General features: G+C 66.0%; 21 protein-coding genes. 18 read left to right on the forward strand and 3 right to left on the reverse strand.

What is annotated here, in order from left to right; genetic code table 11:
* The 3 genes from dnaA to gyrB all read left to right on the forward strand — a co-directional run bounded on the left by dnaA (position 1) and on the right by gyrB (position 5,117).
* Positions 1-1,461 (forward strand): chromosomal replication initiator protein DnaA, encoded by a 1,461-nt coding sequence (gene dnaA, locus QEP15_RS00005; RefSeq protein ID WP_226847632.1) that lies wholly within the window; start codon positions 1-3, stop codon positions 1,459-1,461.
* A 2-nt stretch (positions 1,462-1,463) separates the two neighbouring features.
* A complete protein-coding gene (dnaN, locus tag QEP15_RS00010; protein ID WP_280148265.1) occupies positions 1,464-2,573 on the forward strand; it encodes a DNA polymerase III subunit beta in 1,110 nt (369 codons plus the stop codon).
* Positions 2,574-2,669: 96 nt separating this feature from the next.
* Entirely contained in the window at positions 2,670-5,117 is a 2,448-nt protein-coding gene (gyrB, locus tag QEP15_RS00015; RefSeq protein ID WP_152383046.1) for a DNA topoisomerase (ATP-hydrolyzing) subunit B, read from the forward strand.
* Between the two features lie 208 nt (positions 5,118-5,325).
* Here the strand turns inward: gyrB and QEP15_RS00020 are convergent, their stop codons facing one another.
* The gene (locus QEP15_RS00020; RefSeq protein WP_280148266.1) at positions 5,326-6,258 is read right to left on the reverse strand and encodes a LysR substrate-binding domain-containing protein; all 933 of its coding nucleotides are present in this window, start codon (positions 6,256-6,258) and stop codon (positions 5,326-5,328) included.
* Between the two features lie 171 nt (positions 6,259-6,429).
* On the opposite strand from QEP15_RS00020, the gene QEP15_RS00025 reads away from it, so the two are divergent.
* The 6 genes from QEP15_RS00025 (at position 6,430) to QEP15_RS00050 (ending at position 11,687) form a co-directional block, all read left to right on the forward strand.
* On the forward strand, positions 6,430-7,341 hold the full coding sequence (locus QEP15_RS00025; RefSeq protein WP_152383047.1) for an amino acid ABC transporter substrate-binding protein: 912 nt from the start codon (positions 6,430-6,432) through the stop codon (positions 7,339-7,341).
* 90 nt (positions 7,342-7,431) lie between these two features.
* Positions 7,432-8,196 (forward strand): amino acid ABC transporter permease, encoded by a 765-nt coding sequence (locus QEP15_RS00030; RefSeq protein WP_175157303.1) that lies wholly within the window; start codon positions 7,432-7,434, stop codon positions 8,194-8,196.
* Between the two features lies 1 nt (position 8,197).
* Positions 8,198-8,887 carry an amino acid ABC transporter permease gene (locus tag QEP15_RS00035; RefSeq protein WP_056327649.1) on the forward strand — a complete coding sequence of 230 codons (690 nt, stop codon included), beginning with the start codon at positions 8,198-8,200 and terminating at the stop codon, positions 8,885-8,887.
* Positions 8,888-8,939: 52 nt separating this feature from the next.
* The gene (locus QEP15_RS00040) at positions 8,940-9,674 is read left to right on the forward strand and encodes an amino acid ABC transporter ATP-binding protein (RefSeq protein WP_056327650.1); all 735 of its coding nucleotides are present in this window, start codon (positions 8,940-8,942) and stop codon (positions 9,672-9,674) included.
* Positions 9,675-9,679: 5 nt separating this feature from the next.
* The gene (locus QEP15_RS00045; protein WP_280148267.1) at positions 9,680-10,738 is read left to right on the forward strand and encodes a threonine aldolase family protein; all 1,059 of its coding nucleotides are present in this window, start codon (positions 9,680-9,682) and stop codon (positions 10,736-10,738) included.
* Positions 10,739-10,778: 40 nt separating this feature from the next.
* Entirely contained in the window at positions 10,779-11,687 is a 909-nt protein-coding gene (locus QEP15_RS00050; RefSeq protein ID WP_152383050.1) for an EamA family transporter, read from the forward strand.
* A 70-nt stretch (positions 11,688-11,757) separates the two neighbouring features.
* Here QEP15_RS00050 and QEP15_RS00055 read toward each other — a convergent pair whose 3' ends face one another.
* A complete protein-coding gene (locus QEP15_RS00055; protein ID WP_056327653.1) occupies positions 11,758-12,054 on the reverse strand; it encodes an acylphosphatase in 297 nt (98 codons plus the stop codon).
* A gap of 164 nt (positions 12,055-12,218) precedes the next feature.
* Between QEP15_RS00055 and QEP15_RS00060 the strand changes: the two genes are divergently transcribed.
* Positions 12,219-13,115 carry a phytanoyl-CoA dioxygenase family protein gene (locus QEP15_RS00060; protein WP_280148268.1) on the forward strand — a complete coding sequence of 299 codons (897 nt, stop codon included), beginning with the start codon at positions 12,219-12,221 and terminating at the stop codon, positions 13,113-13,115.
* A 127-nt stretch (positions 13,116-13,242) separates the two neighbouring features.
* Positions 13,243-14,406 (forward strand): alpha-hydroxy acid oxidase, encoded by a 1,164-nt coding sequence (locus QEP15_RS00065; protein WP_056327655.1) that lies wholly within the window; start codon positions 13,243-13,245, stop codon positions 14,404-14,406.
* A 73-nt stretch (positions 14,407-14,479) separates the two neighbouring features.
* Here the strand turns inward: QEP15_RS00065 and QEP15_RS00070 are convergent, their stop codons facing one another.
* Positions 14,480-15,322, reverse strand: a complete 843-nt coding sequence (locus QEP15_RS00070) for an IclR family transcriptional regulator (RefSeq protein WP_128829685.1) — start codon at positions 15,320-15,322, stop codon at positions 14,480-14,482.
* 210 nt (positions 15,323-15,532) lie between these two features.
* Here QEP15_RS00070 and QEP15_RS00075 point away from each other — a divergent pair, with 210 nt between their 5' ends.
* From QEP15_RS00075 to QEP15_RS00105, 7 genes are read left to right on the forward strand one after another with little or no spacing between them, the layout of a single operon-like run.
* On the forward strand, positions 15,533-16,606 hold the full coding sequence (locus QEP15_RS00075; protein WP_175157307.1) for an ABC transporter ATP-binding protein: 1,074 nt from the start codon (positions 15,533-15,535) through the stop codon (positions 16,604-16,606).
* A 1-nt stretch (position 16,607) separates the two neighbouring features.
* Complete coding sequence (locus QEP15_RS00080) at positions 16,608-17,498, forward strand: ABC transporter permease (protein WP_056327658.1); 891 nt, start codon at positions 16,608-16,610, stop codon at positions 17,496-17,498.
* Positions 17,499-17,517: 19 nt separating this feature from the next.
* Entirely contained in the window at positions 17,518-18,312 is a 795-nt protein-coding gene (locus tag QEP15_RS00085) for an ABC transporter permease (RefSeq protein WP_056327659.1), read from the forward strand.
* A 37-nt stretch (positions 18,313-18,349) separates the two neighbouring features.
* Positions 18,350-18,691 (forward strand): (2Fe-2S)-binding protein, encoded by a 342-nt coding sequence (locus QEP15_RS00090; protein ID WP_280148269.1) that lies wholly within the window; start codon positions 18,350-18,352, stop codon positions 18,689-18,691.
* The gene (locus tag QEP15_RS00095; RefSeq protein ID WP_280148270.1) at positions 18,688-20,088 is read left to right on the forward strand and encodes an FAD/NAD(P)-dependent oxidoreductase; all 1,401 of its coding nucleotides are present in this window, start codon (positions 18,688-18,690) and stop codon (positions 20,086-20,088) included. The genes QEP15_RS00090 and QEP15_RS00095 overlap by 4 nt, the downstream gene beginning before the upstream one ends.
* Entirely contained in the window at positions 20,085-21,257 is a 1,173-nt protein-coding gene (locus QEP15_RS00100; protein WP_280148271.1) for an NAD(P)/FAD-dependent oxidoreductase, read from the forward strand. Before QEP15_RS00095 ends, QEP15_RS00100 begins: the two co-directional genes overlap by 4 nt.
* The gene (locus tag QEP15_RS00105; RefSeq protein ID WP_280148272.1) at positions 21,254-22,324 is read left to right on the forward strand and encodes an ABC transporter substrate-binding protein; all 1,071 of its coding nucleotides are present in this window, start codon (positions 21,254-21,256) and stop codon (positions 22,322-22,324) included. Before QEP15_RS00100 ends, QEP15_RS00105 begins: the two co-directional genes overlap by 4 nt.
* The last annotated feature ends 24 nt before the right edge of the window (positions 22,325-22,348 follow it).

The following is a 22,348-nucleotide window of genomic DNA, read 5'->3' on the forward strand; positions in this document are numbered from 1 at the left end:
ATGAAAGAATTCTGGCAGACCTGCGTCAGTCGTCTTGAGCAGGAACTCCCCCCCCAACAAATCAGCGCGTGGATACGACCGCTGGTCCCGCTTGCGTACGACGAAACGCAGGCGGTGCTGCGCGTTGCCGCGCCCAACCGCTTCAAGCTGGACTGGGTGCGCAAGAACTTTTCCCACCAGATCGAAGCGTTGGCCGCGGAGTGGTTCAAGCGTCCGGTGCAGGTTCTGTTCGAGCTGCCTTCGCACGGCGCCGCGCCGCGCATGCCGGTTGCGCCCGTGCGCGCCCAGCAGCCCGCCCAGCAACCGCACCTGTCCGCTGCTCCTCCCTCCGGCGCCGCGCCGCCTGTGACCGTCACCGTGACGACCGCGTCGCCGGCGCCCGCCACGACCGCGGCTGCGCAGGCCGTGAACGCGGACGCCGCCAACATCGTGTACGAGCGGTCGCGCCTGAACACCGACCTCACGTTCGAGAACTTCGTGACCGGTAAGGCCAACCAGCTCGCGCGCGCCGCCGCGCTGCAGGTCGCTGAAAACCCGGGCACCTCGTACAACCCGCTGTTCCTGTATGGCGGCGTCGGCCTGGGCAAGACCCACCTGATCCACGCCATTGGCAACGCCATGGTCGCGGCGGGCACCGGGGTGCGCGTGCGCTACGTGCACGCGGACCAGTACGTGTCCGACGTGGTGAAGGCCTATCAGCGCAAGGCGTTCGACGATTTCAAGCGTTACTACCATTCGCTCGATCTGCTGCTGATCGACGATATCCAGTTCTTCTCCGGCAAGAACCGCACGCAGGAAGAATTCTTCTACGCGTTCGAGGCGATGGTTGCGCAGCGCAAGCAGATCATCATCACCAGCGATACGTACCCGAAGGAACTGTCCGGCATCGACAGCCGCCTGATTTCGCGCTTCGACTCGGGCCTGACGGTGGCCATCGAGCCGCCGGAACTGGAAATGCGCGTGGCGATTCTGCTGCGCAAGGCCGAGTCCGAAGGCGTGCCCATGCCCGAGGAAGTGGCCTTCTTCATCGCCAAGCATCTGCGCAGCAACGTGCGCGAACTGGAAGGCGCGCTGCGCAAGGTGCTTGCCTATGCGCGATTCCACGGCCGCGATGTGCTGACGGTCGATGTCTGCAAGGAAGCGCTGAAGGATCTGCTGTCGGTGTCCAACGGCCAGATCACCGTCGAAAACATCCAGAAGACGGTGGCGGACTTCTACAAGATCAAGGTCGCCGACATGTACTCGAAACGCCGGCCGGCCAATATCGCCTTGCCGCGCCAGGTCGCGATGTACCTGGCCAAGGAGCTGACCCAGAAAAGCCTGCCGGAAATCGGCGATTTATTCGGCGGCCGTGATCACACCACGGTGCTGCACGCCGTTCGCAAGATTTCCGATGCCCGCGCCAAGCAAGCGGAGCTCAACCATACCCTGCACGTGTTGGAACAAACTCTAAAAGGATGAACATGCAACTCGTACAAACCACACGCGATGCATTGCTGAAACCGCTGTCGACTGTGGCGGGCATCGTCGAAAGACGCCATACCCTGCCCATTCTTGCGAACATCCTGATGCGCAAGGAAGGCAACAAGGTTGCCTTCATTGCGACCGACCTGGAAGTGCAGATCACCACGCACGCCGACTTTGGTGTCGGCCAGGACAACGAGTCCACCACGGTGGCCGCGCGCAAGCTGCTGGACATCCTGAAAGCCCTGCCCGATACCGGCGACGTGCGCCTGGCCCTGGCCAGCAACAAGTTGTCGGTGCAGTCCGCCAAGAGCCGCTTTGCGCTGCAGACGCTGGCCGCCAGTGAATTCCCCACCGTCGCTCAGCCCGAGCAGTGGGATGTGTCGCTGACCATGCCGCAGCGCACCCTGCGCCACCTGTTCAACATGGTGCATTTCGCCATGGCCCAGCAGGACATCCGCTACTACCTGAACGGCATGCTGCTGGTGTTTGAACCGGGCCGCGTGCGCGCCGTGGCCACCGACGGTCACCGCCTGGCGCACTGCTCGACCGAAGCCGAGGGCATCGCCGAGCGCCACGAAGTCATCGTGCCGCGCAAGACCGTGCTGGAAATGCAGCGCCTGCTGGAAGACTCCGACGAGACCGTCTCCATCGACGTGGCGCCGGGCCAGATCCGTTTCCGTTTCGGCGACGTCGAGCTGGTGTCCAAGCTGGTCGAAGGCAAGTTCCCCGATTTCACGCGCGTGATTCCCACGAACTACACGCGCCATTTCCTCGTCGGCCGCGAAGCGCTTCAGGGCAGCCTGCAGCGCGCCGCCATCCTGACCACGGACAAGTTCAAGGGCGTGCGCCTGCAACTGGCGCAGAACCAGATGAAGATCTCGTCCTCGAACGCCGAGCAGGAAGAGGCGCAGGAAGAAATCGACATCGACTACAGCCATGAAGCGCTGGACGTGGGCTTTAACGTCGGCTACCTGCTCGACGTGCTGTCCAACGTGAAGGTCGACAACATCCAGTGGTCGGTCATGCCCGATGCCAACGCGTCGGCGCTCATCACCCTGCCCGAAGACGACCAGTTCAAGTACGTCGTCATGCCCATGCGGATCTGATCCGCACTCCCCCGTGGGTTTGTGCCGCTTGCGGACCGGTTGGTCCGCGGGCGGTCCGGCCGCCAGGCCGTTCTTTAAAGCGTTATCGATACAGACATGTCAGATCAGCAGAACACCACTCCCGAGACCAGCGGCTACGGCGCTGACTCGATCAAGATGCTCAAGGGGCTGGAGGCCGTGCGCAAGCGCCCCGGCATGTACATCGGCGACACGTCCGACGGCACGGGCCTGCACCACATGGTGTTTGAGGTCGTCGATAACGCCATCGACGAAGCCCTGGCCGGCTATTGCGACGATATCGTCGTAACCATCCACACCGACAATTCCATTTCCGTCACGGACAACGGCCGCGGCATCCCGACCGATATCCACAAGGACGACGAGTTCCACCGCAGCGCGGCCGAAATCGTCATGACCGAACTGCACGCCGGCGGCAAGTTCGACCAGAACTCGTACAAGGTGTCCGGCGGCCTGCACGGCGTGGGCGTGTCCTGCGTGAACGCACTGTCCGAATGGCTGCGTCTCACCATCCGCCGCAACGGCCAGGTGCACCAGATGGAATTCCGCCAGGGCGAGCGCGTGGCGCCCCTGGCCGTGACCGGCACGACCGACAAGCGCGGCACCGAAGTGCGCTTTTTGGCCGATCCGATCATCTTCAACAACATCGAATACCACTACGAGATCCTCTCCAAGCGCCTGCGCGAGCTCTCGTTCCTGAACAACGGCGTCAAGATCCGCCTGATCGACCAGCGCCAGGGCAAGGAAGAGAACTTCGCCTTCTCGGGCGGCGTGAAGGGTTTCGTCGAATACATCAACCGCGCCAAGACCGTGCTGCATCCGAACGTGTTTTCGGTCACCACGGAATCGGCGGCCGGCGGCGTGCCGGTGGGCGTGGAAGTGGCGATGCAGTGGAACGACAGCTACAGCGAAAGCGTGCTGTGCTTTACCAACAACATCCCGCAGCGCGACGGCGGTTCGCACCTGACCGGCCTGCGCGCCGCGATGACGCGCATCATCAACAAGTACATCACCGACAACGAACTGGCCAAGAAGGCCAAGGTCGAGACGTCCGGCGATGACATGCGCGAAGGCCTGGCCTGCGTGCTGTCGGTGAAGGTGCCCGAGCCCAAGTTCAGCAGCCAGACCAAGGACAAGCTGGTGTCCAGCGAAGTGCGTCCGGCCGTTGAAGAAGCCGTGGCCCGCACGCTGGAAACCTGGCTGCTCGAACACCCGAACGACGCCAAGGCCCTGTGCAACAAGATCGTCGAGGCCGCCCGCGCCCGCGAAGCCGCGCGCAAGGCGCGCGAGATGACGCGCCGCAAGAGCGTGCTGGAAGGCGCCGGCCTGCCCGGCAAGCTGGCCGACTGCCAGGAGAAGGACCCCGCGCTGTGCGAGCTGTACATCGTCGAGGGCGACTCCGCAGGCGGCTCGGCCAAGCAAGGCCGCGACCGCAAGTTCCAGGCCATCCTGCCGCTGCGCGGCAAGGTGCTGAACGTCGAGAAGGCACGCTTTGACCGCCTGATCGCCAGCGAACAGATCGCCACGCTGATCACGGCGCTGGGCACCAGCATCGGTCCGGACTTCAACGTGGACAAGCTGCGCTACCACCGCCTCATCATCATGACTGACGCGGACGTCGACGGCGCGCACATCCGCACCCTGCTGCTCACGCTGCTGTACCGCCAGATGCCCGAGCTGGTGCAGCGCGGCTATGTGTACATCGCCCAGCCGCCGCTCTACAAGGTCAAGGTTGGCCGCGAAGAGCGCTATCTGAAGGATGACCAGGAAGAAGCGCAGTTCATGCTGACGCTCGCCCTGAAGGACGCCGAGATCATCTCGGGCGGCAACATCATCCGCGGCGAAGAGCTGAACGACCTGGCCCGCCAGTACGTGGCGGCCGACGGCGTCATCGCCCGTCTGTCGCGCGTCTTCGACGTGGGCGCGCTGTCGGCCATGGCCGAAGGCGTGGAGATCAACCTGGACACGGCCGAGTCCGCCGCCGACTCCGCCAAGCGGTTGGCCGACGCCATGCGCGATCCCATCAACGGCAACGGCGTCGAAGTCGTGCCGCAATTCGACGAGGCCACCGAACGCCATCGCCTGTCCGTGCAGCGCATGCATCACGGCAACGTGCGCGTCAGCATCATCGATGCCGACTTCATCAATGGCTCGGATTACGCCATCCTGTCCAAGGCCGCCAAGAGCTTCCTGGGCAAGGTCGGTCCGCGCTCGCTGGCCGCTCGCGGCGAAGGCGACAAGCGCAAGGAGCAGCCGGTGTCCGACTTCCGCGAGGCCATGCAATGGCTGCGCAGCGAAGCCGACCGCAGCATCTCCAAGCAGCGCTACAAGGGTCTGGGTGAAATGAACCCCGAGCAGCTGTGGGAAACCACGATGGACCCGAAGGTGCGCCGCTTGCTGCGCGTGCAGATCGAGGACGCCATCGCGGCCGACGAGGTCTTCACCACGCTGATGGGCGACGACGTCGAACCGCGCCGCAACTTCATCGAAACGCATGCGCTGTCGGCGGGCAACATCGACGCCTGATCGCACGCCTGCTTGGGTCACCGAAGGCCAGCCCGAGAGGGCTGGCCTTTGGTTTTGTGGTCTCGACAGTCTTCCAGACTTGCTGCAACGGTGTCTGACACCCTGGGGAGACCGTCGTTGGTTTGCGGCAGTGCCTCAGCGGGTGTCAGACACCTGGCCTACCTGTCACCTGGCTTACCTGGCCCTGGCGTCCCGCCGTAGCGCCCTTCTACCTGGGCGGCCGCGCCTTCAGGTCTCCCATTTCCTCCAGCATGAGCTGATGCGCGTAGCGTGAAAATACGCTGACCAGCCGGGTGCGCGTGTGATACGGCGGATATAGCAGCGCCACCGTGACCGGCACTGCCGGGCTGAAGGGCCGGACTTCCACGCCGTTGGCTTCGTATTCCTCGCGTGCGGCCAGCGGGTTGATCAGCGCCACGCCCAGGCCCGCGCCCACCAGCGCGCAGACCGACGAACCCAGTCCGGCCTCGGCCACCGTGTGGCGTTCGACCTTGGCGGACTTGAAGACGGCGTCGATCTTTTCGCGCAGCGGCGTGCCGCTGGGAAAGGCGATGAAGGGCTCGCCGGCGAAGTCGGCGGGCTTGAGCTTTTTCAGTTTGGTCAGGCGGTGTCCGCGCGGCAGCACGGCCACGCAGCTCATCGTGAGGACGGGTTCGACCTGGATGCCGGGGGTTTCGCCCGACAGCATGGCCAGGCCGGTGTCGCAGAAGCCCGAACTGATCCAGTTGTGGACCGTGCTGGCGTTGCCCGAGTGGATCGCCACCATGACTTCCGGGTACTCGGTCTTAAAGGCAGCCACGATGCGCGCCAAGAGGCCGCCCGCCAGGCGCGGCATGGCGGCCACGCTCAGTCGGCTGGCGCTGAACGAGCGGATGCTGGCCGCCGCCGACTCCAGGCCGGCCAGGCCGATGAAGGTCTTTTCCACCTCCTGAAAGAAGCGGGACCCGTCCTGGGTTGGACTGAGCCGGCTGCCGTTGCGGTCGAAGAGGGGAAACTGGGTGATGGCTTCCAATTGCGCAATTAAGCGGCTAACGTGCGGCTGCGAGGTATGCACCCGGCGCGCCGCAGCGGTCATGGATCCGGTCATCATGACGGCGCGAAACGCCTCAATGTGTCGCAAGCCCATGCGAGTAATGGCCATGTCAAATCCGTATAGAGGAATACCTGATTGGAACTGGATAAAACCATACTGCTAGTTGATACTTTTTGCCAGCCGCGGGGCTCATCGCGGGACGCGGCGGTCACCAGCAAGCCTGGATCCGCCGATCGTGAACATAAACACGCGCCGCACGCACGGCGCCAAGGGAATCAGATGAAAGCACTTGCCGCGATCTCCGTCGTCGCCACCCTTCTGGGCAGCGCCGCGACGGCTCATGCCGAAGGTCCCAGCCGTCTGGACAAGATCCGGGAAACCGGCGTCATCACGCTCGGCCACCCCGAGACGTCGGTGCCGTTCGCGTACCTGGACGGCAATCAGAAGCCCATTGGCTACACGGTCGAGATCTGCCAGGAAGTCGCCAAGTACGTGCAAGCGGCGCTGAAGCTGCCCAAGCTGGAAGTGCGCTACAACCCGACGACGTCGGCCACGCGCATCCCGCTGCTGGCCAACGGCACGATCGATCTGGAATGCGGCAACACCACCAACAACGAAGCGCGCCACAAGCTGGTGTCGTTCGCGCCCACGACCTTCGTGGCGCAAGTGGTGCTGGTGGCGCGCAAGGACGGCGGCGTGGACCCCAATGACCTGTCCTCGTTCCGCGGCAAGACCATTGCGGCGCAGGCCGGCGGCCAGACGTTCAAGCTGATCTCGCAACTGAATGCGCAGGGCAACCTGGGCATTTCGATGGCGCCCACCAAGGACACCGCCGAAACCATCCTGATGGTGGAATCGGGCCGCGCGGCCGGTTCGGCCAACGACGACGGCATCGCCTACGGCGCGGTCGCGTCGTCCAAGAACCCGGATGCGTTCGTGATCGGCAAGAAGGGCCTGGAAATGGCGCCCTACGGCATCATGGAGCCCAAGGATGATCCGAAGTTCAAGAAGGTCGTTGACGACGCCGTGATCGATCTCATGAAGACCGGCAAGGTCGCCGCGCTGTACGACAAGTACTTCAATTCGCCGATCCCGCCCAAGCAGATCAACCTGAAGTACCCCATGAGCGACGCGCTCAAGCGCGCGTTGGCCAACCCCACCGACTCGGGCGATCCCAAAGCCTACGAGTAAGCAGCATGCCGCGGGGCGCAGCGCGCGCCCGCGGCGCATGAAGGGGCAAGGACGCCGGCAGCGACCGGCGCCGCGATCAAGGGCGAGGGCATGAATTACAACTGGAGTTGGAGCGTCTTCCTGGAGATGTCGCCGGACGGCGTGCATACCTTCCTGGAGACGATCCTGATCGGCGTGGGCTGGACGCTTGCGCTGGCGTTGACGGCGTGGGTGTTTTCGCTGCTGCTGGGATCCTGGCTGGGCGTGATGCGCACGGTGCAGTCGCGCCTGATGAATGCCATCGGCGCCACGTACGTGGAACTGTTTCGCAATATCCCGCTGCTGGTGCAGATGTTCCTGTGGTATTTCGTGCTGCCCGAATTGCTGCCGCATGCCTGGGGCCTGGCGATGAAGCAGATGCCGCAGCCGTGGGGGCAGTTCGTGCCTGCGGTGCTGTGCCTGGGTTTTTACGGGTCGGCGCGCGTGGCCGAGCAATTGCGCGCCGGCATCCAGTCGCTGCCGCGGGGCCAGTTTCAGGCGGGGACCGCCCTGGGGCTGACCGAGGCGCAGGTCTATCGCCACATCATCCTGCCCGAGGCCTATCGCATCGTGCTGCCGCCACTGACCTCGGAGTTCATGGGCACGATCAAGTATTCGTCGGTGGCGCTGACCATCGGCCTGTTGGAGCTCACCGGACAGGCGCGCTCGATGGCGGAGTTCAGCTTTCACATCTTCGAGGCGTTTTCGGCCGCGACCGTGATCTACCTGATTCTGAACGGCATCGTCGTGCTGGGGATGCGCACGCTCGAGCGCCGCGTGGCGGTGCCCGGCCTGATCGGTGCGTCGGCAAAGTCGCCTGCGGGATCGGGGCGCTAGCATGGGCAAATTCGATTTCGATGTGATCTGGGGCGCGCTGCCGTACCTGTTCCAGACCGGCATGACGTTCACGCTGACCCTGACCGTGCTGGCGGCGGTGATGGGGCTGGCGCTGGGCACGCTTCTGGCGATGATGCGGCTGTCGCGCTACAAGATCCTGTCGGTGCCGGCGGGCATCTACGTGAACGTGATGCGGTCCATCCCGCTTCTCTTGGTGATCTTCTGGTTCTACTTCCTGATGCCGTACATCGCGGCATGGGTCGTGGGATCGCCCACGCCGCTGCGTGTGGGGGCGTTCAATTCGGCGGTGATCACGTTCACGCTGTTCGAGGCCGCGTACTTCTGCGAGATCATGCGCGCCGGCATCCAGTCCATCGCACGCGGCCAGGTGTCGGCCAGCATGGCGCTGGGCCTGAACCATTGGCAAGGCATGCGGTATGTCGTGCTGCCGCAGGCGCTGCGCAACATGGTGCCGGCGCTGCTCACGCGCGTCATCATCCTGTTTCAGGACACCTCGCTGGTCTACGTGCTGTCGCTGACCGACTTCCTGGGCGCGGCGTCCAAGATCGGCCAGCGCGACGGACGGCTGGTCGAACTCTATCTCTTCGTGGCGGTGGTGTATTTCGTGATTTGCTTCACGGCATCGCGTCTGGTCAAGCATCTGGAAAAGCGCACGCGCGTGCTGCGCTGAGCCGTCCACGTTATCCACAGGTTCAACGATGCAACTCTCTTCCAATCCTCCGATGATCGAGATTCGCCAGGTCAGCAAGTGGTACGGCGACTTCCAGGTGCTGGACGAATGCTCGACCACGGTGCGCCGCGGCGAGGTCGTGGTGGTGTGCGGTCCGTCGGGATCGGGCAAGTCGACGCTCATCAAGACCGTGAACGCGCTCGAGCCCTTCCAGAAGGGCGAAATCGTGGTGAACGGCGTGTCCGTGGGCGATCCGCGCACCAACCTGCCCAAGCTGCGCGCCGTGGCCGGCATGGTGTTCCAGCACTTCGAGCTGTTCCCGCACCTGTCGGTGACCGAAAACCTGTGCCTGGGGCAAATCAAGGTGCTCAAGCGCGGCAAGGACGAAGCGCGCCAGCGCGCGCTTGCCCTGCTCGAGCGCGTGGGCCTGTCGGCGCACAAGGACAAGCATCCCGGTGAACTGTCGGGCGGCCAGCAGCAGCGCGTGGCGATTGCGCGCGCGCTGTCGATGGACCCGGTCGTGATGCTGTTTGACGAACCCACGTCGGCGCTGGACCCGGAGATGGTCAACGAGGTGCTGGACGTGATGACCGACCTGGCGGGCGAAGGCATGACCATGATGGTGGTGACCCACGAGATGGGATTCGCGCGCCGCGTCGCCGACCGTGTGATATTCATGGACGGCGGCAAGATCGTCGAGGACTGCCAGAAGGAGCAGTTCTTCGGCAACGTCGAGGAACGTGCCCCGCGCACGCGCCAGTTTCTTTCCAAAATTCTGCAGCACTGAACGCCATGACCCAGCGGACCCCCGCCGAACCTCCCCCACCGCCCGTCGACCTGCGCAGCGACACGGTCACCCACCCGACCGCGGCCATGTACGAGCGGATGCGCACCGCCCCCATCGGCGACGACGGCCTGGACGGTGATCCCACCGTGCGCGAGCTGGAAGCCTGTGTGGCGGCCAGCCTGGGCAAGGAAGCGGGCCTGTTCGTGCCGAGCTGCACGATGGCCAACCTGCTGGCCGTGCTGGCGCAGACCCAGCGCAGCGAACAGGTGGCGCTGGAATCGACCGCCCACATGTACACGTCCGAACGCGGCGCGGCCACGTTCACGGGGCTGTTCTATCAAGGCGTGCCGGGCACCGCGGGCGCGATGGACCTGAACCGGCTCGAGGACGCGCTGCTGACCGGCGGGCACCGGCTCAAGACCGCGCTGGTGGCGATGGAGACGTCCCACAACAACGCGGGCGGCACCGTGCTGCCGCTGGACCACATGCAGGCTGTGTACGACATGGCGCGCGCGGGCGGCGTGCCGGTGCACCTGGACGGGGCGCGGCTGTTCAACGCGGCCGTGGCGCTGGGCGTGCCGGCCAGCGAGATCACCCGCCACACCGACACGGTGTCGCTGTGCTTGTCCAAGGGCCTGAGCGCGCCGGTGGGCGCGGTGCTGGCCGGCAGCCAGGCCGTGGTGGCCAAGGCGCGCTCGCTGCGCCGCATGTTGGGCGGCACGCAGCGCCAATCCGGCATCATGGCCGCCGCGGGCCTGGAGGGCGTGCAGCACATGAGCGGCCGGCTGGCCGAAGACCACGTGCGGGCGCGCCGCCTGAGCGACGGCATCAACAAACTGGCCCCGGCGCTGACGGCCACGGTGCCGCAAACCAACATCGTGCAGGTCGAGACCGCGGATACCGGCATGACCAACGCGCAGTGGGTCTCGGCCCTGCAGGCGCAAGGTGTGCTGACGCGCCCCTGGGGCCGCACGCGGCTGCGTTGCGTCACGCATCGGCATATCGGCGATGCCGATATCGATGTGGCCGTCCAGGCGTTTGCCGCGGTGCTGAACGCGCGCTGATTCAGCCGGCTTTGGGGTGGGCGATGCGATAATGCCCCGCATGTCCACCCCCACTCATCTTTCCCGAAAAGACTATTTCTGCGCCCTTGCGGTGGTGGTCATCTGGGGCCTGAATTTCGTCGTCATGAAGGTCGGCATGCGGGGCCTGTCTCCCATGATGCTGGGCGCGTTGCGATTCGCGCTGGCGGCCTTCCCCCTGATCCTTTTCGTGCGCATGCCGCGGCTGCCGTGGCACTGGGTCGCGGCCTACGGGCTGGTCCAGGGGCTGGGCCAGTTTGGCCTGCTGTTTACCGCGTTGAACTTCGGCATGCCGGCGGGCATGGCCTCGCTCGTCATCCAGACCCAGGCGTTCTTCACGCTGCTGCTGGCCGCGCCGGTCCTGCATGAACGGGCGCGCCGGCATCACTGGTTCGGTCTTGGCGTGGCGGCGATGGGTCTGGCCGTCATTGCCGGGGGGCGCGGCGAAGGGCCCGGGCAGATGACGATGCTGGGCTTTGTGCTGACGCTTGGCGCCGCGTTCATGTGGGCGGTGTCGAACATGATCGTGCGGCTGGCCAGCCGCAAGGCGCCCGGCTACGACCCCTTCGCATTCATTGCCTGGAGCAGCGCCGCGCCGGTGCTGCCCTTCCTGGTGCTGGCCGTGCTGATCGACGGCTGGGAGCCGGTGATGGGCATGGTGACCGGCATCGGCTGGGGCGAGGCGTTATCGGTGCTGTACCTGGCGGTGCTGGCGACCCTGCTGGCCTACACGTTGTGGACGCAGCTGCTGTCGCGCCACCCCGCCGCAAAGGTTGCGCCGTTCTCGCTGCTGGTGCCGGTGGTGGGGCTGTGGGCCGCGTCCATGGCCTTCGGCGAGCGCCTGCAACCGCTGCAATGGCTGGGCGCTGCCTGCGTGCTGGCCGGGCTGGTCATCAATCAGGTCGGCGGACGCTGGATGCGCTCGCGCTGACGCCGTCAGCCCTTGCGGCGTGGCCGCCTCGTCCGGCCGGATTACATCGTGCCGGCTAGGGCGGCGCTGTTCAAAGTTGTTCGAAGCGGATGTAACGCTTATCGGTGTACTCCCGTCGCGTGATGATTTCCTGCACGGACGCGCCGGGCGGACCGCGCCGCAGCCATTCCAGCATATGGTCCACCTGGTCGGGCGTGCCCTGAACCAGCGCCTCGACCGTGCCGTCCAGCATGTTCTGCACCCAACCCTTCGCGCCCAGCATGTGGGCGCGCCGCACCGTCGCGTGACGGTATCCCACGCCTTGGACCGTGCCGCTGACGGTGACGTGGACGGTTTCGATATGGGAATCGGCCTTAGGGTCTTGCATGGTTTTTCCTTCGGATGATGCGCCGCCACGCACGAGATACGTAGGCGGAATCGGCTACAGCGGATGGTCTATAGGCCCGGCGGGCTTCGAAGCGATACGTTAGAGCACATGTCAAAACGTGCCAGCTTAGAAATACCCATTACCGAGAGCTTGGAGAAGCCATTATGGAAGAGACCAGTTTGTTGTCGGATGCCGAGACAGCGCGCTACAGGGATCAGGGCTACCTGGCCTTGAAGGACATGTGCCCTCAGGATGAGGTCGGCTACATCCGCAGGACGCTGCTGGACTTGTTCGCGAACAAGACGGGTTACAACGAGGGCGCGCAGTATGACTTCGTCAGCCGCGACGACCCGACCAAGCCCGCCAAGTTTCCCAGTCTGCATGATCCGCGCCATTATGCCCCGGGCCTGTTGAAGACGGTTTACCACGAACGCACGCTGGAACTGGCGCGGCAGCTGCTGGGCCCGCAGGCGGCGCTCTATGGCGAGCACGCGTTGCTCAAGCCCGGTCCGCACGGACCAGAGACGCCGTGGCATCAGGACGAAGCGTTCCGTTCGCCGGACTTCGTCTACAACGAATTGAGCATCTGGCTGGCGCTGCAGCCGGCCACCATCGAGAACGGCTGCATGCAGTTCCTGCCGGGTTCGAACAAATGGGACGTGCTGGAGCACCGTTCGCCGGGAGGCGACAAGAGCCTGCATCCGCTGGAATGCTGCGGCGATTTTCCGCGCGAACAGGCCGTGGCCGAGCCGCTCGATCCGGGCGGCATCACGGTGCACGACGCGCGCACGCTGCACTTCACGGGGCCCAACACGTCGCCGACGCCGCGGCTGGCGTACATCCTGATCTACAACACGCCGCCGGTCTATAAGCCCGGGCGCCGCGAATTCCCATGGCTGGAGGGCCGCTGGACCGACAGCCAGACGCGCAAGAAGCAATGGCACAAGCGTGGCGGGCTGGCGGTGGACGTGATGCGCCGGCTGCCAGGCGCGCGGCTGACCAGCCCGCGCTGGGTCGCATGGGCGACCATCCGCGCGGTCAGCAAGGTGTGGCCGCGCTAAGGCTGGGCGTGCAGGGACCGTAGAGTCTTTGCGCAGGGGGGCGAACGGGGCCGGCAAGCGACGCTTGCCGGCCCCGGCGCGTATACTGAGCGGCGCTGGCGCCCCCCTATCACTCCACAGACACTCCATGACCGCTAACCTTTCTACGATCACCTGCATCGAAGATTTGCGCGTCGTCGCGCAGAAGCGCGTGCCGCGCATGTTCTATGACTACGCCGATTCCGGCGCCTGGACAGAAGGCACCTACCGCGCGAATGAAAGCGACTTTCACAAGATCAAGCTGCGCCAGCGCGTGGCGGTGAACATGGAAGGCCGGTCGCTGCGCACCACGATGGTGGGCCAGGATGTGGTGATGCCGCTGGCGATTTCCCCCACCGGCCTGACCGGCATGCAGCACGCCGACGGCGAGATCCTGGCTGCCAAGGCCGCCGCCGATTTCGGCGTGCCCTTCACGCTGTCCACGATGAGCATCTGCTCGCTGGAAGACGTGGCGCAGGCCACCGGCAAGCCGTTCTGGTTCCAGCTCTACGTGATGCGCGACCGCGAGTTCGTGGGCAACCTGATCGACCGCGCCAAGGCCGCCGGCTGCTCGGCGCTGGTGCTGACGCTGGACCTGCAGATCCTGGGCCAACGCCACAAGGACATCAAGAACGGCCTGTCGACGCCGCCCAAGCCCACGCTGCGCAACCTCATCAACCTGGCGACCAAGCCGCGCTGGTGCATGGGCATGCTGGGCACCAAGCGCCGCACCTTCGGCAACATCGTCGGCCACGCCAAGGGCGTGAGCGACCTGTCGTCGCTGTCGTCCTGGACGGCCGAGCAATTTGATCCGCGCCTGAGCTGGGACGACGTGGAATGGATCAAGCAGCGTTGGGGCGGCAAGCTCATCATCAAGGGCATTCTTGACGTCGAAGACGCGCAGCTCGCCGCCAACAGCGGCGCCGACGCGCTCATCGTCAGCAACCATGGCGGGCGCCAGCTGGACGGCGCCATGTCGTCCATCGCGGCCTTGCCTGCCATTGCCGATGCCGTGGGTTCGAAGATCGAGGTGTGGATGGACGGCGGCATCCGCTCCGGCCAGGACATCCTGAAGGCGGTGGCGCTGGGCGCGCGCGGCACGATGATCGGCCGCGCGTTCCTGTACGGGCTGGGCGCGTACGGCCAGGCCGGCGTGACCCGCGTGCTGGAGATCCTGTACAAGGAGATGGACACGACGATGGCGCTGTGCGGCCGCCGCACGATCGAGCCGGGCGACCGCAGCATCCTGCTGCCGGGCACGTACCCGACCTGATTGCAGACGCGCATGACAAGAACCCGGACCGCCAGCATGTCCGGGTTTTTTTTCGCGCCGATGCCGGCGCTGGCTAGGCCCCGTTGCCGGTGCCCAGAAACTGGCTGGGCCGGCGCAGCGCCGGATCGAAGGGATTGATCTGCGCACCTACCGCGTCGGCCTCGCGCCGCAACATTTCCACGATCAGCGGCAGGCGTTCATCGCTGATGCGTTCGATGGGCGCGGCCACGCTCAGCGCCGCGACCGTGACGCCGTTGGGATCGTAGACCGGCACCGCCAGCCCCGCGATGTTGGGAAACACGCCCTGCCCCTGGCTGCGCGCGTAGCGCAGCTCCAGGCATTCCTTGATGCGCACGCGCATCGAGATCTCGTCCACGAATCCCAGATGATGCAGGCGCGGAATGTTGAAGCGCATGACCTCTTCGCGCTCGGCCTCGGGCAAGCTGGCCAGCAGCACCAGGCCGCCCTGTCCCATGCCCAGCGGCACGCGCCCGCCGATGTCGCCCGTGTGCGAGCGCACCGGAAATGCGCCATCCACGCGGTCGACGCAGACGGCGTCAAAGCCGCTGCGCACCAGCAGAAAAATGGTGTCGTTGAGCATGCCGGACAGCCGCAGCATGGCGGGACGGTACAGGGTGCGCAGGCTGGACTGGTGGGTGCCGGCGGCCGCGGCCAGCGAAAAGAAGGCGACGCTGAGCTGATACCCCTTGCTTTGCGCCGGCTGCTCCACCACGCCCTCCTGCATGAGTCCTTGCAGCACCCGGTGCACCGTGGCCTGCGCCTGTCCCGTGCGGGCGGCGATATCCGTCAGGCGCAGCTTTTCGCCCTTGGCGTCGGCCAGCACGCGCAGCACCGCGAACGCCCGCTGCAGCACGCCCTGGCCTGCGGAATCCTCCGAAGCTTCTGATTTCTTCATTCTTCAGTTCCGATAATTAAAATAGTCGAATGTATTTTTATCAAGAAATTCAGTCTAACGGAATTATTAGATAAAAAATTCGATTCTTCGGAAAACCCTAATTGCCCCGCATTTTCTCGCCTCCTAGACTGCCCCCATCGATCAAGCAGCTGGGGTGGGGGCAAACCCCTCCGGCGGCGCAAGGCCCGGATGGGTCACGGGGTGTGGAACATGGCATTTCTGCGGCTGGACAACGTCTCCAAGAACTATGGCGACCTGCGTGTCGTCTCGGACCTGAACCTGTCGGTCGACAAGGGCGAGTTCGTCTCCCTGCTTGGCCCCTCCGGTTGCGGCAAGACCACCACGCTGCAGATGATTGCCGGCTTTGCCGACGTGACCTGCGGCACCATCACGCTGGACGGGCGCGACATCACGCACGCCAAGCCCAACACGCGCGGGCTGGGCATCGTTTTTCAGAGCTATGCGCTGTTCCCGCACCTGACCGTGACCGACAACGTCGCCTTCGGCCTGAAGATGCGCAAGGTTGAACGCGCCGAGCGCCAGGACCGCGTGCGCGAGGCGCTGGCGCTGGTCAAGCTGGACAAGCATGCGGACCGTTTCCCGCGCGAACTGTCGGGCGGCCAGCGGCAACGCGTGGCGCTGGCGCGCGCGCTGGTGATCCGCCCGCCCGTGCTGCTGCTGGACGAGCCGCTGTCCAACCTGGATGCCAAGCTGCGCGAAGACATGCAGTTCGAACTGCGCAGCATTCAGCGCAAGATCGGCACCACGACCGTCATGGTCACGCACGATCAGGCCGAAGCCCTGTCCATCAGCGATCGCGTCGTGGTCATGCAGGACGGCCGCGCCACGCAGGTGGACGCGCCGTATCGCATGTACGAGCACCCGCAAACCGAGTTCATCTCGCGCTTCGTGGGCAAGACCAATCTGCTCGCCGGACGCGTGACGCGCTGCGGCGTGCAGGCAGAAGTCCAGACCGGCGCGTTGAGTCTCCTGGTCGACGGCGAAGGCCTGCGCCACGGCGACAGCGTGCAGTTGTCGCTGCGGCCCGAAAAGCTGGTGCCGGTGCCGTCCGGGCAAGGCAAGCTTGCCTGTGTGGTCAACACGCGCTACTTCCTGGGCAGCCAGTGGATGTACGACCTGGATTCGCCCGTGGGGGCGTTGACCATCCTGACGCCCAACGACGGCCGCCGTCCGCACGACGACGGCGAAGCCATCGGGCTGGACTGGGCGGACGGCGTGCTGCGCGTGCTGCGCGCGCCCGCCGCGGCGGTGGCGGCGGACTGACATGGCGACGCTCACGCAACGCGGCGCTGCCGCCAGCCTGCCCAAGCCGCGCAACGACGGCCTGCTCGCCATCCTGGGATCGATCCCACTGGCGCTCGTGTTCCTCACGCTGGTGCTCACGCCGCTGGCGCTGACGTTCGCCTTGTCCTTCCGGCCGTTCGATTACGCCGCGGGCATCCAGCCGGGCCACACGTTCGAGCACTACCTGGCCGTGGTCACGGACAGCTATTTCATCGAGATCTTCTGGCGCACCTTCTGGATCGCCGGCGTCACCACGCTGATCTGCGTGCTGATCGGCGCGCCCGAAGCCTACATCCTCTCGCGCATGGGCAAGCCCTGGCGCTCGATCTTCCTTCTGGTGGTGCTGTCGCCGCTGCTGATCTCGCTGGTGGTGCGCGCGTTTGGCTGGAGCATGCTGCTGGGTCCGGGCGGACCGCTGGGCAAGGCCGCCGCCGCGTTAGGGCTGGGAACGCTGCTGTACACGCCCACCGCCGTCATCATCGGCCTGGTGCACGTCATGCTGCCCTTCATGGTGATCCCCGTCTGGACGTCGCTGCAGAAGCTGGACCCCACTGTCGAGCATGCGGCGCTGTCGCTGAACGCCTCGCGCTTTCAGACGCTCACGCGCATCGTGCTGCCGCAGGCCATGCCGGGCATCCTGTCGGGCAGCCTCATCGTCTTCGGCCTGTCGGCCAGCTCGTTTGCGATTCCCGCGCTGCTGGGCGGACGTCGCCTGAAGATGGTGGCCACCGTCGTGTACGACGAGTTCCTGACCGAGCTGAACTGGCCGCTGGGCGCGGCCATCGCGATCGTGCTGCTGATCGTGAACGTGATCGTCATGATGGCGTACAACCGCGTCGTCGAACGCTCTTACCGCCGCAGCCTCGGCTGAGCCGCGCAAGGAATCGAACATGCAGAAGAACGGTCCTTTCGCGCTGGCGTTCAACTTCCTGGTGGTGGCTTTCGTGCTGGCGCCGCTGGTCATCGTGTGCCTGGTGGCGTTCACGCCGGACTCGACGCTTACCGTGCCCACCACAAGCTTCTCGCTGCGCTGGTTTTACGCGGTATTCGAGCATCCCAACTTCATGCAGGCGTTCAAGAACAGCCTGTGGCTGGCGTTCCTGTCGGCCAGCATTGCCGTGTGCCTGGCCGTGCCCGCGGCCATCGCCATCACCCGCTACCGCTTTCCGGGGCGCGACGTGCTCAACGGCCTGTTCCTGTCGCCGCTGATGATCCCGCACCTGGTGCTGGGCGTGGCGCTGTTGCGTTTCTTTGCGCTGATGGGCATGGCCGGCAGCTTTCCGTGGCTGGTCGCCAGCCACGTGGTCGTCATCACGCCTTACGTGATGCGCCTGGTGATCGGCGCGCTGGTCGGCTTTGACCGGTCCATCGAGCACGCCGCGCTGTCGCTGGGCGCCAGCCGCGCCACGGTGTTCTTTACGGTGACCCTGCCGCTCATCATTCCCGGGGTATCCGGCGGCTGGCTGCTGGCATTCATCAACAGCTTCGACGAACTGACCATGTCGGTGTTCATCACGGCGCCGTCGACCATCACGCTGCCCGTGCGCATGTACATGTACGCCACCGAATCCATCGATCCCATGATGGCCGCCGTGTCCGCGCTGGTGATCGCGCTGACGGCCGTGACCATGCTGCTGCTGGACCGGGTGTACGGACTGGACCGCGTCCTGGTGGGCCAGAAATGAAATCGCTGCCGACAGCCGCAAAGGAGCCGCGCGCGCCATGGCAATCCTGAAACGCCTGGCCGAAACCGGCCGGCCCGCGTTGACCTTCACGTTCGACGGACAGCCCTGCACGGCGCTTGCCGGCGACACGGTCCTGACCGCCGTCCTGACGCAGGGCGAGCGCCTGCGCGTCTCGGAATTCGGGGGCGGGCCGCGCGCCGGCTTCTGCATGATGGGCGCCTGCCAGGACTGCTGGGTGCAGCTTGAAAACGGCGAGCGCGTGCGCGCCTGTTCCACGTATATCGAGCCCGGCATGCGGCTGCAGAGCGCCGCGCTGGCGCCGGCAGCCGCGCCCGGCACGCTGTCGGTCGCCGCCTGGCCCGAGGACGACACGCCATGACCGCCGTGATGCCCGTGATCGTCGGTGCGGGTCCGGCCGGCATCCGCGCGGCCCAGACGCTGGCCACGCAAGGCCTGCGGCCCGTGATCCTGGACGAAGGTCTGCGGCCTGGCGGCCAGATCTACCGGCAGCCGCCGCCCGGCTTCTCGCGGCCCAAATCCGCGCTGTACGGCTTCGAACACCGCAAGGCCGACGCCGTGCACCGGACCATGCAGGCGTTGCAGGGCAGCGTGGAATACCGCCCCGGCTGTCTCGTCTGGAACGTCGAGGGCAGGACGCTGGACGTGCTGCGCGACGGCGTCAGCACCACCGTGCCCTACACCCACCTCATCCTTGCCACCGGCGCCACCGACCGCGTGCTGCCGTTTCCCGGCTGGCTGACGCCCGGCGTCTACACGCTGGGCGGATCGCAGGTGGCGCTCAAGCACCAGGGATGCGGCATCGGTTCGCGCGTCGCGTTCATGGGCACCGGCCCCCTGCTGTATCTGGTGGCCTATCAGTACGCCAAGGCGGGCGCGCAAGTCGCAGCCGTCCTGGACACGTCCCGCTTTGCCGACCGCGCTGCCGCGCTGCCCGGCATGCTGCGCGCGCCCGCGCTGCTGGCCAAGGGCCTTTACTACATGGCGTGGCTGCGCGCGCACGGCGTTCCGTTGCGCAGCGGCGTGCGGCCCGTGGCCGTTGCGGGCACAGACCGCGTCACGGGCCTGTCCTACCGGCAGGGTGCACGCACCCATACGGTCGATTGCGATGCGGTCGGCTTTGGCCTGTCGCTGCGGCCCGAAACCCAGCTTGCCAGCCTGATCGGCTGCGACTTTGAATTCAACGAACGTGACCGCAACTGGATCCCGCGGCGCGATGCCGCTGGCCGCAGCAGCGTGGCGGGCGTCTACGTCGCCGGCGATGGCGCAGGCATCGGCGGCGCCGACGCCGCCGAACTGGCGGGCGAACGCGCGGCGCTGGCGCTGCTTGAAGACACCGGGCATCCGCACGACGCGCGCCGCGCGCGCGTGCTGGAATCGCAACTGACGGCCAACCGCCGCGTGCGCGACGCGCTTGAACGCGCCTTCCCGTTTCCCGAGGACTGGGCCGCCGGCATCGCCGACGACACCGTCGTCTGCCGCTGCGAGGAAGTCACCGCCGGCGCCATCCGCCAGGCCGTGCACGAGAACGGCGTGCGGGAGATGAATCGCCTGAAAGCGCTGACGCGCGTGGGCATGGGCCGTTGCCAGGGCCGCATGTGCGGCGTTGCCGGCGCGGAAGTCCTGGCCCACGCCGTGGGCTGCGCGCCGCGCGCCGTGGGCCGGCTGCGCAACCAGCCGCCGGTCAAACCCATCCCGGTCAACGTGGTGTGCCTGGAACGGCCCGCGAAAAAAGGCCCCGTGATGGAGGCCGTATGATGGAACGCATCGACACCGAAGTCGCGATCATCGGCGGCGGCATCGTTGGCGGCAGCGCCGCGCTGTTCCTGCGCCGCCAGGGCGTGCCCGTGGTGCTGCTGGAAGCGGCGCTGTGCGGCGCCAAGGCCAGCGGCGTCAACTACGGCGGCGTGCGGCGACAGGGCCGCGGCGTTGAACAGCTGCCGCTCGCGCGGCGCGCGCATGAGCTGTGGGGCAAGCTGCCCGAGCTGATCGGCATCGACGGCGAGTATGTGCGCTCCGGGCATTTGAAGCTGGCCTGCTCCGACGCCGACCTGGCGTTGCTGCAGGCCTATCGCGACAGCACGCGCGGCTTTGGCATGGATCTTCAAATCCTGGACCGCCGCGCGCTGGCGCGGCGCTTCGGCTGGTTGGGCCAGCGCGTGGTGGGCGGCTCGTTCTGCCCGCAGGACGGCCACGCCAACCCTCGGCTCGTGTCCCCAGCCTTCGGGCGTGCCGCGGCCGCGCTGGGCGCCGACGTGCGCGAAGGCGTGCGCGTCACATCAGCCACGCACGACGGCACGCGATTCACCGTGCGCGCCAGCGACACGCTGGAAGTGCGCGCGCGCGTGCTGCTCAACTGCGCGGGCGCCTGGGCCGGCCGCTTCGCCGAAGGCTTTGGCGAACCCGTGCCCGAAACGTCCATTCATCCCCTCATGATGGTGACCGAACCCCTGCCGCTGTTCATGGACGTTAGCCTGGGCATGCAAGGCGGCGGCATCTACGCGCGCCAGGTCGCGCGCGGCAACTGCGTCATCGGCGGCGGGCGCGGCGTCTCGGCGGACGCCGACTACGCCCGCCCGGGGCGCGACAACCTCGGCGCGCTGATGGCCAATGCGGCAACGCTGCTGCCCGTGCTGCGCGGCGCGCAGGTCATCCGCTTCTGGACGGGGGTGGAAGGCAACATGCCCGACCACAATCCCGTGCTCGGACCCAGCGCCATCGTGCCCGGTCTCTTTCATGCCTTCGGCCTGTCCGGCGCGGGCTTTCAGATCGGCCCGGCCGTCGGCGAAGTCCTGTCCGAACTGGTCGTGCACGGCCGATCCTCCATTCCTATCGATGCCTTCCGCATTGAACGGTACGCGCCCGCCGCTCACGGCGCCGCGGCCCGGCCTGAGAGTCTTCGTGAGCAAACGCTGGAGTCACCATGATGCACAAGAAACAGGGCGCGCAGCGCCTGACCAAGGGGAAGCGCCTGCTGGGCGCGGCGGTGCTGGCATTGCTGTCCGCCGGCGCAATGGCGCAGCAAAAGACGTTGTACGTCGGCATGAACGGCGGCGACATGGAACGCGCCTTCACGCAGCACGTGTTCCCCGACTTCGAGAAGGCCAACAACGTCAAGATCGTCGTCGTGCCCGGCACCTCGACAGACGTGCTGGCCAAGGCGCAGGCCTACAAGGACAATCCGCAGATGCACGTCATGTTCCTGGATGACGGCATCATGGCCCGCGCGATCTCGATGGGCCTGTGCGAACAGCTCAACGACGACCCCGTCCTGAAAGAGCTGTATCCCACCGCCCTGATGAAAGACCGCATGGCCGCCGGCATCGACATCGGCATGACCGGCCTGGGCTACAACACCCGCCTCTTCCAGAAGAATGGCTGGACGCCGCCGACCTCGTGGCTGGACCTGGCCGATCCCAAGTACAAGGGCAAGATCGTCTTCCAGTCTGCTTCCGGCAGCACCTTCGGCCTGCACGGCTTCCTGATGTTCAACCGTATCGAAGGCGGCAACGACCAGAACTACGAGCCCGGCTTCAAGAAGTGGCCCTCCACCATCGGCCCCAATGTGCTCGAGTACATCCCCAACTCCGCCAAGCTGGCCGAGATGATCCAGTCCGACGAGGCCGCCATCTTCCCGCTCACCCCCACCGCCATCGCCCGCCTGAAAAAGCGCGACATCCCGGTGGAATACGCCCAGCCCAAGGAAGGCTCCGTCATCCTCATGGTCGGCGAATGCGTCATCGCCAAGAACAGCGAACCCGAACTCGCGCAAAAGCTCGCGCTGTACCTCTTGTCCGCCAAGGCCCAGGCCAAGGCGCTGGAAATGGGCGGCCACTTCCCGTCCAACAAGAACGTCCAGGCGTCCGCCGACAACGCCGAGACGCTCAAGCGCTTCCAAGGCTACATGGCCAACGCTAAGATCCTGGACTGGGACCAGATCAACGCGGCCCGGCCCGCCTTCAACGCCCGCTGGAACCGCACGGTCGAACGTTGAGGCCAACGCGCGGCGTCCTGTGGA

It is taken from the genome of Achromobacter mucicolens (assembly GCF_029866465.1).
GTDB classification, from domain to species: Bacteria; Pseudomonadota; Gammaproteobacteria; order Burkholderiales; family Burkholderiaceae_B; genus Achromobacter; species Achromobacter mucicolens.

Excerpts from the sequence above, each read along its gene's own strand:
- QEP15_RS00025 (WP_152383047.1), top strand. The coding sequence starts at position 6,430 with ATGAAAGCACTTGCCGCGATCTCCGTCGTCGCCACCCTTCTGGGCAGC.
- QEP15_RS00095 (WP_280148270.1), top strand. The coding sequence starts at position 18,688 with ATGACCGCCGTGATGCCCGTGATCGTCGGTGCGGGTCCGGCCGGCATC.
- QEP15_RS00065 (WP_056327655.1), top strand. The coding sequence starts at position 13,243 with ATGACCGCTAACCTTTCTACGATCACCTGCATCGAAGATTTGCGCGTC.
- QEP15_RS00080 (WP_056327658.1), top strand. The coding sequence starts at position 16,608 with ATGGCGACGCTCACGCAACGCGGCGCTGCCGCCAGCCTGCCCAAGCCG.
- QEP15_RS00050 (WP_152383050.1), top strand. The coding sequence starts at position 10,779 with ATGTCCACCCCCACTCATCTTTCCCGAAAAGACTATTTCTGCGCCCTT.
- QEP15_RS00055 (WP_056327653.1), bottom strand. The coding sequence starts at position 12,054 with ATGCAAGACCCTAAGGCCGATTCCCATATCGAAACCGTCCACGTCACC.
- QEP15_RS00075 (WP_175157307.1), top strand. The coding sequence starts at position 15,533 with ATGGCATTTCTGCGGCTGGACAACGTCTCCAAGAACTATGGCGACCTG.
- QEP15_RS00070 (WP_128829685.1), bottom strand. The coding sequence starts at position 15,322 with ATGAAGAAATCAGAAGCTTCGGAGGATTCCGCAGGCCAGGGCGTGCTG.
- QEP15_RS00045 (WP_280148267.1), top strand. The coding sequence starts at position 9,680 with ATGACCCAGCGGACCCCCGCCGAACCTCCCCCACCGCCCGTCGACCTG.
- QEP15_RS00030 (WP_175157303.1), top strand. The coding sequence starts at position 7,432 with ATGAATTACAACTGGAGTTGGAGCGTCTTCCTGGAGATGTCGCCGGAC.
- dnaN (WP_280148265.1), top strand. The coding sequence starts at position 1,464 with ATGCAACTCGTACAAACCACACGCGATGCATTGCTGAAACCGCTGTCG.
- QEP15_RS00035 (WP_056327649.1), top strand. The coding sequence starts at position 8,198 with ATGGGCAAATTCGATTTCGATGTGATCTGGGGCGCGCTGCCGTACCTG.
- QEP15_RS00105 (WP_280148272.1), top strand. The coding sequence starts at position 21,254 with ATGATGCACAAGAAACAGGGCGCGCAGCGCCTGACCAAGGGGAAGCGC.
- QEP15_RS00100 (WP_280148271.1), top strand. The coding sequence starts at position 20,085 with ATGATGGAACGCATCGACACCGAAGTCGCGATCATCGGCGGCGGCATC.
- QEP15_RS00060 (WP_280148268.1), top strand. The coding sequence starts at position 12,219 with ATGGAAGAGACCAGTTTGTTGTCGGATGCCGAGACAGCGCGCTACAGG.
- QEP15_RS00020 (WP_280148266.1), bottom strand. The coding sequence starts at position 6,258 with ATGGCCATTACTCGCATGGGCTTGCGACACATTGAGGCGTTTCGCGCC.
- gyrB (WP_152383046.1), top strand. The coding sequence starts at position 2,670 with ATGTCAGATCAGCAGAACACCACTCCCGAGACCAGCGGCTACGGCGCT.
- QEP15_RS00090 (WP_280148269.1), top strand. The coding sequence starts at position 18,350 with ATGGCAATCCTGAAACGCCTGGCCGAAACCGGCCGGCCCGCGTTGACC.
- dnaA (WP_226847632.1), top strand. The coding sequence starts at position 1 with ATGAAAGAATTCTGGCAGACCTGCGTCAGTCGTCTTGAGCAGGAACTC.
- QEP15_RS00040 (WP_056327650.1), top strand. The coding sequence starts at position 8,940 with ATGATCGAGATTCGCCAGGTCAGCAAGTGGTACGGCGACTTCCAGGTG.
- QEP15_RS00085 (WP_056327659.1), top strand. The coding sequence starts at position 17,518 with ATGCAGAAGAACGGTCCTTTCGCGCTGGCGTTCAACTTCCTGGTGGTG.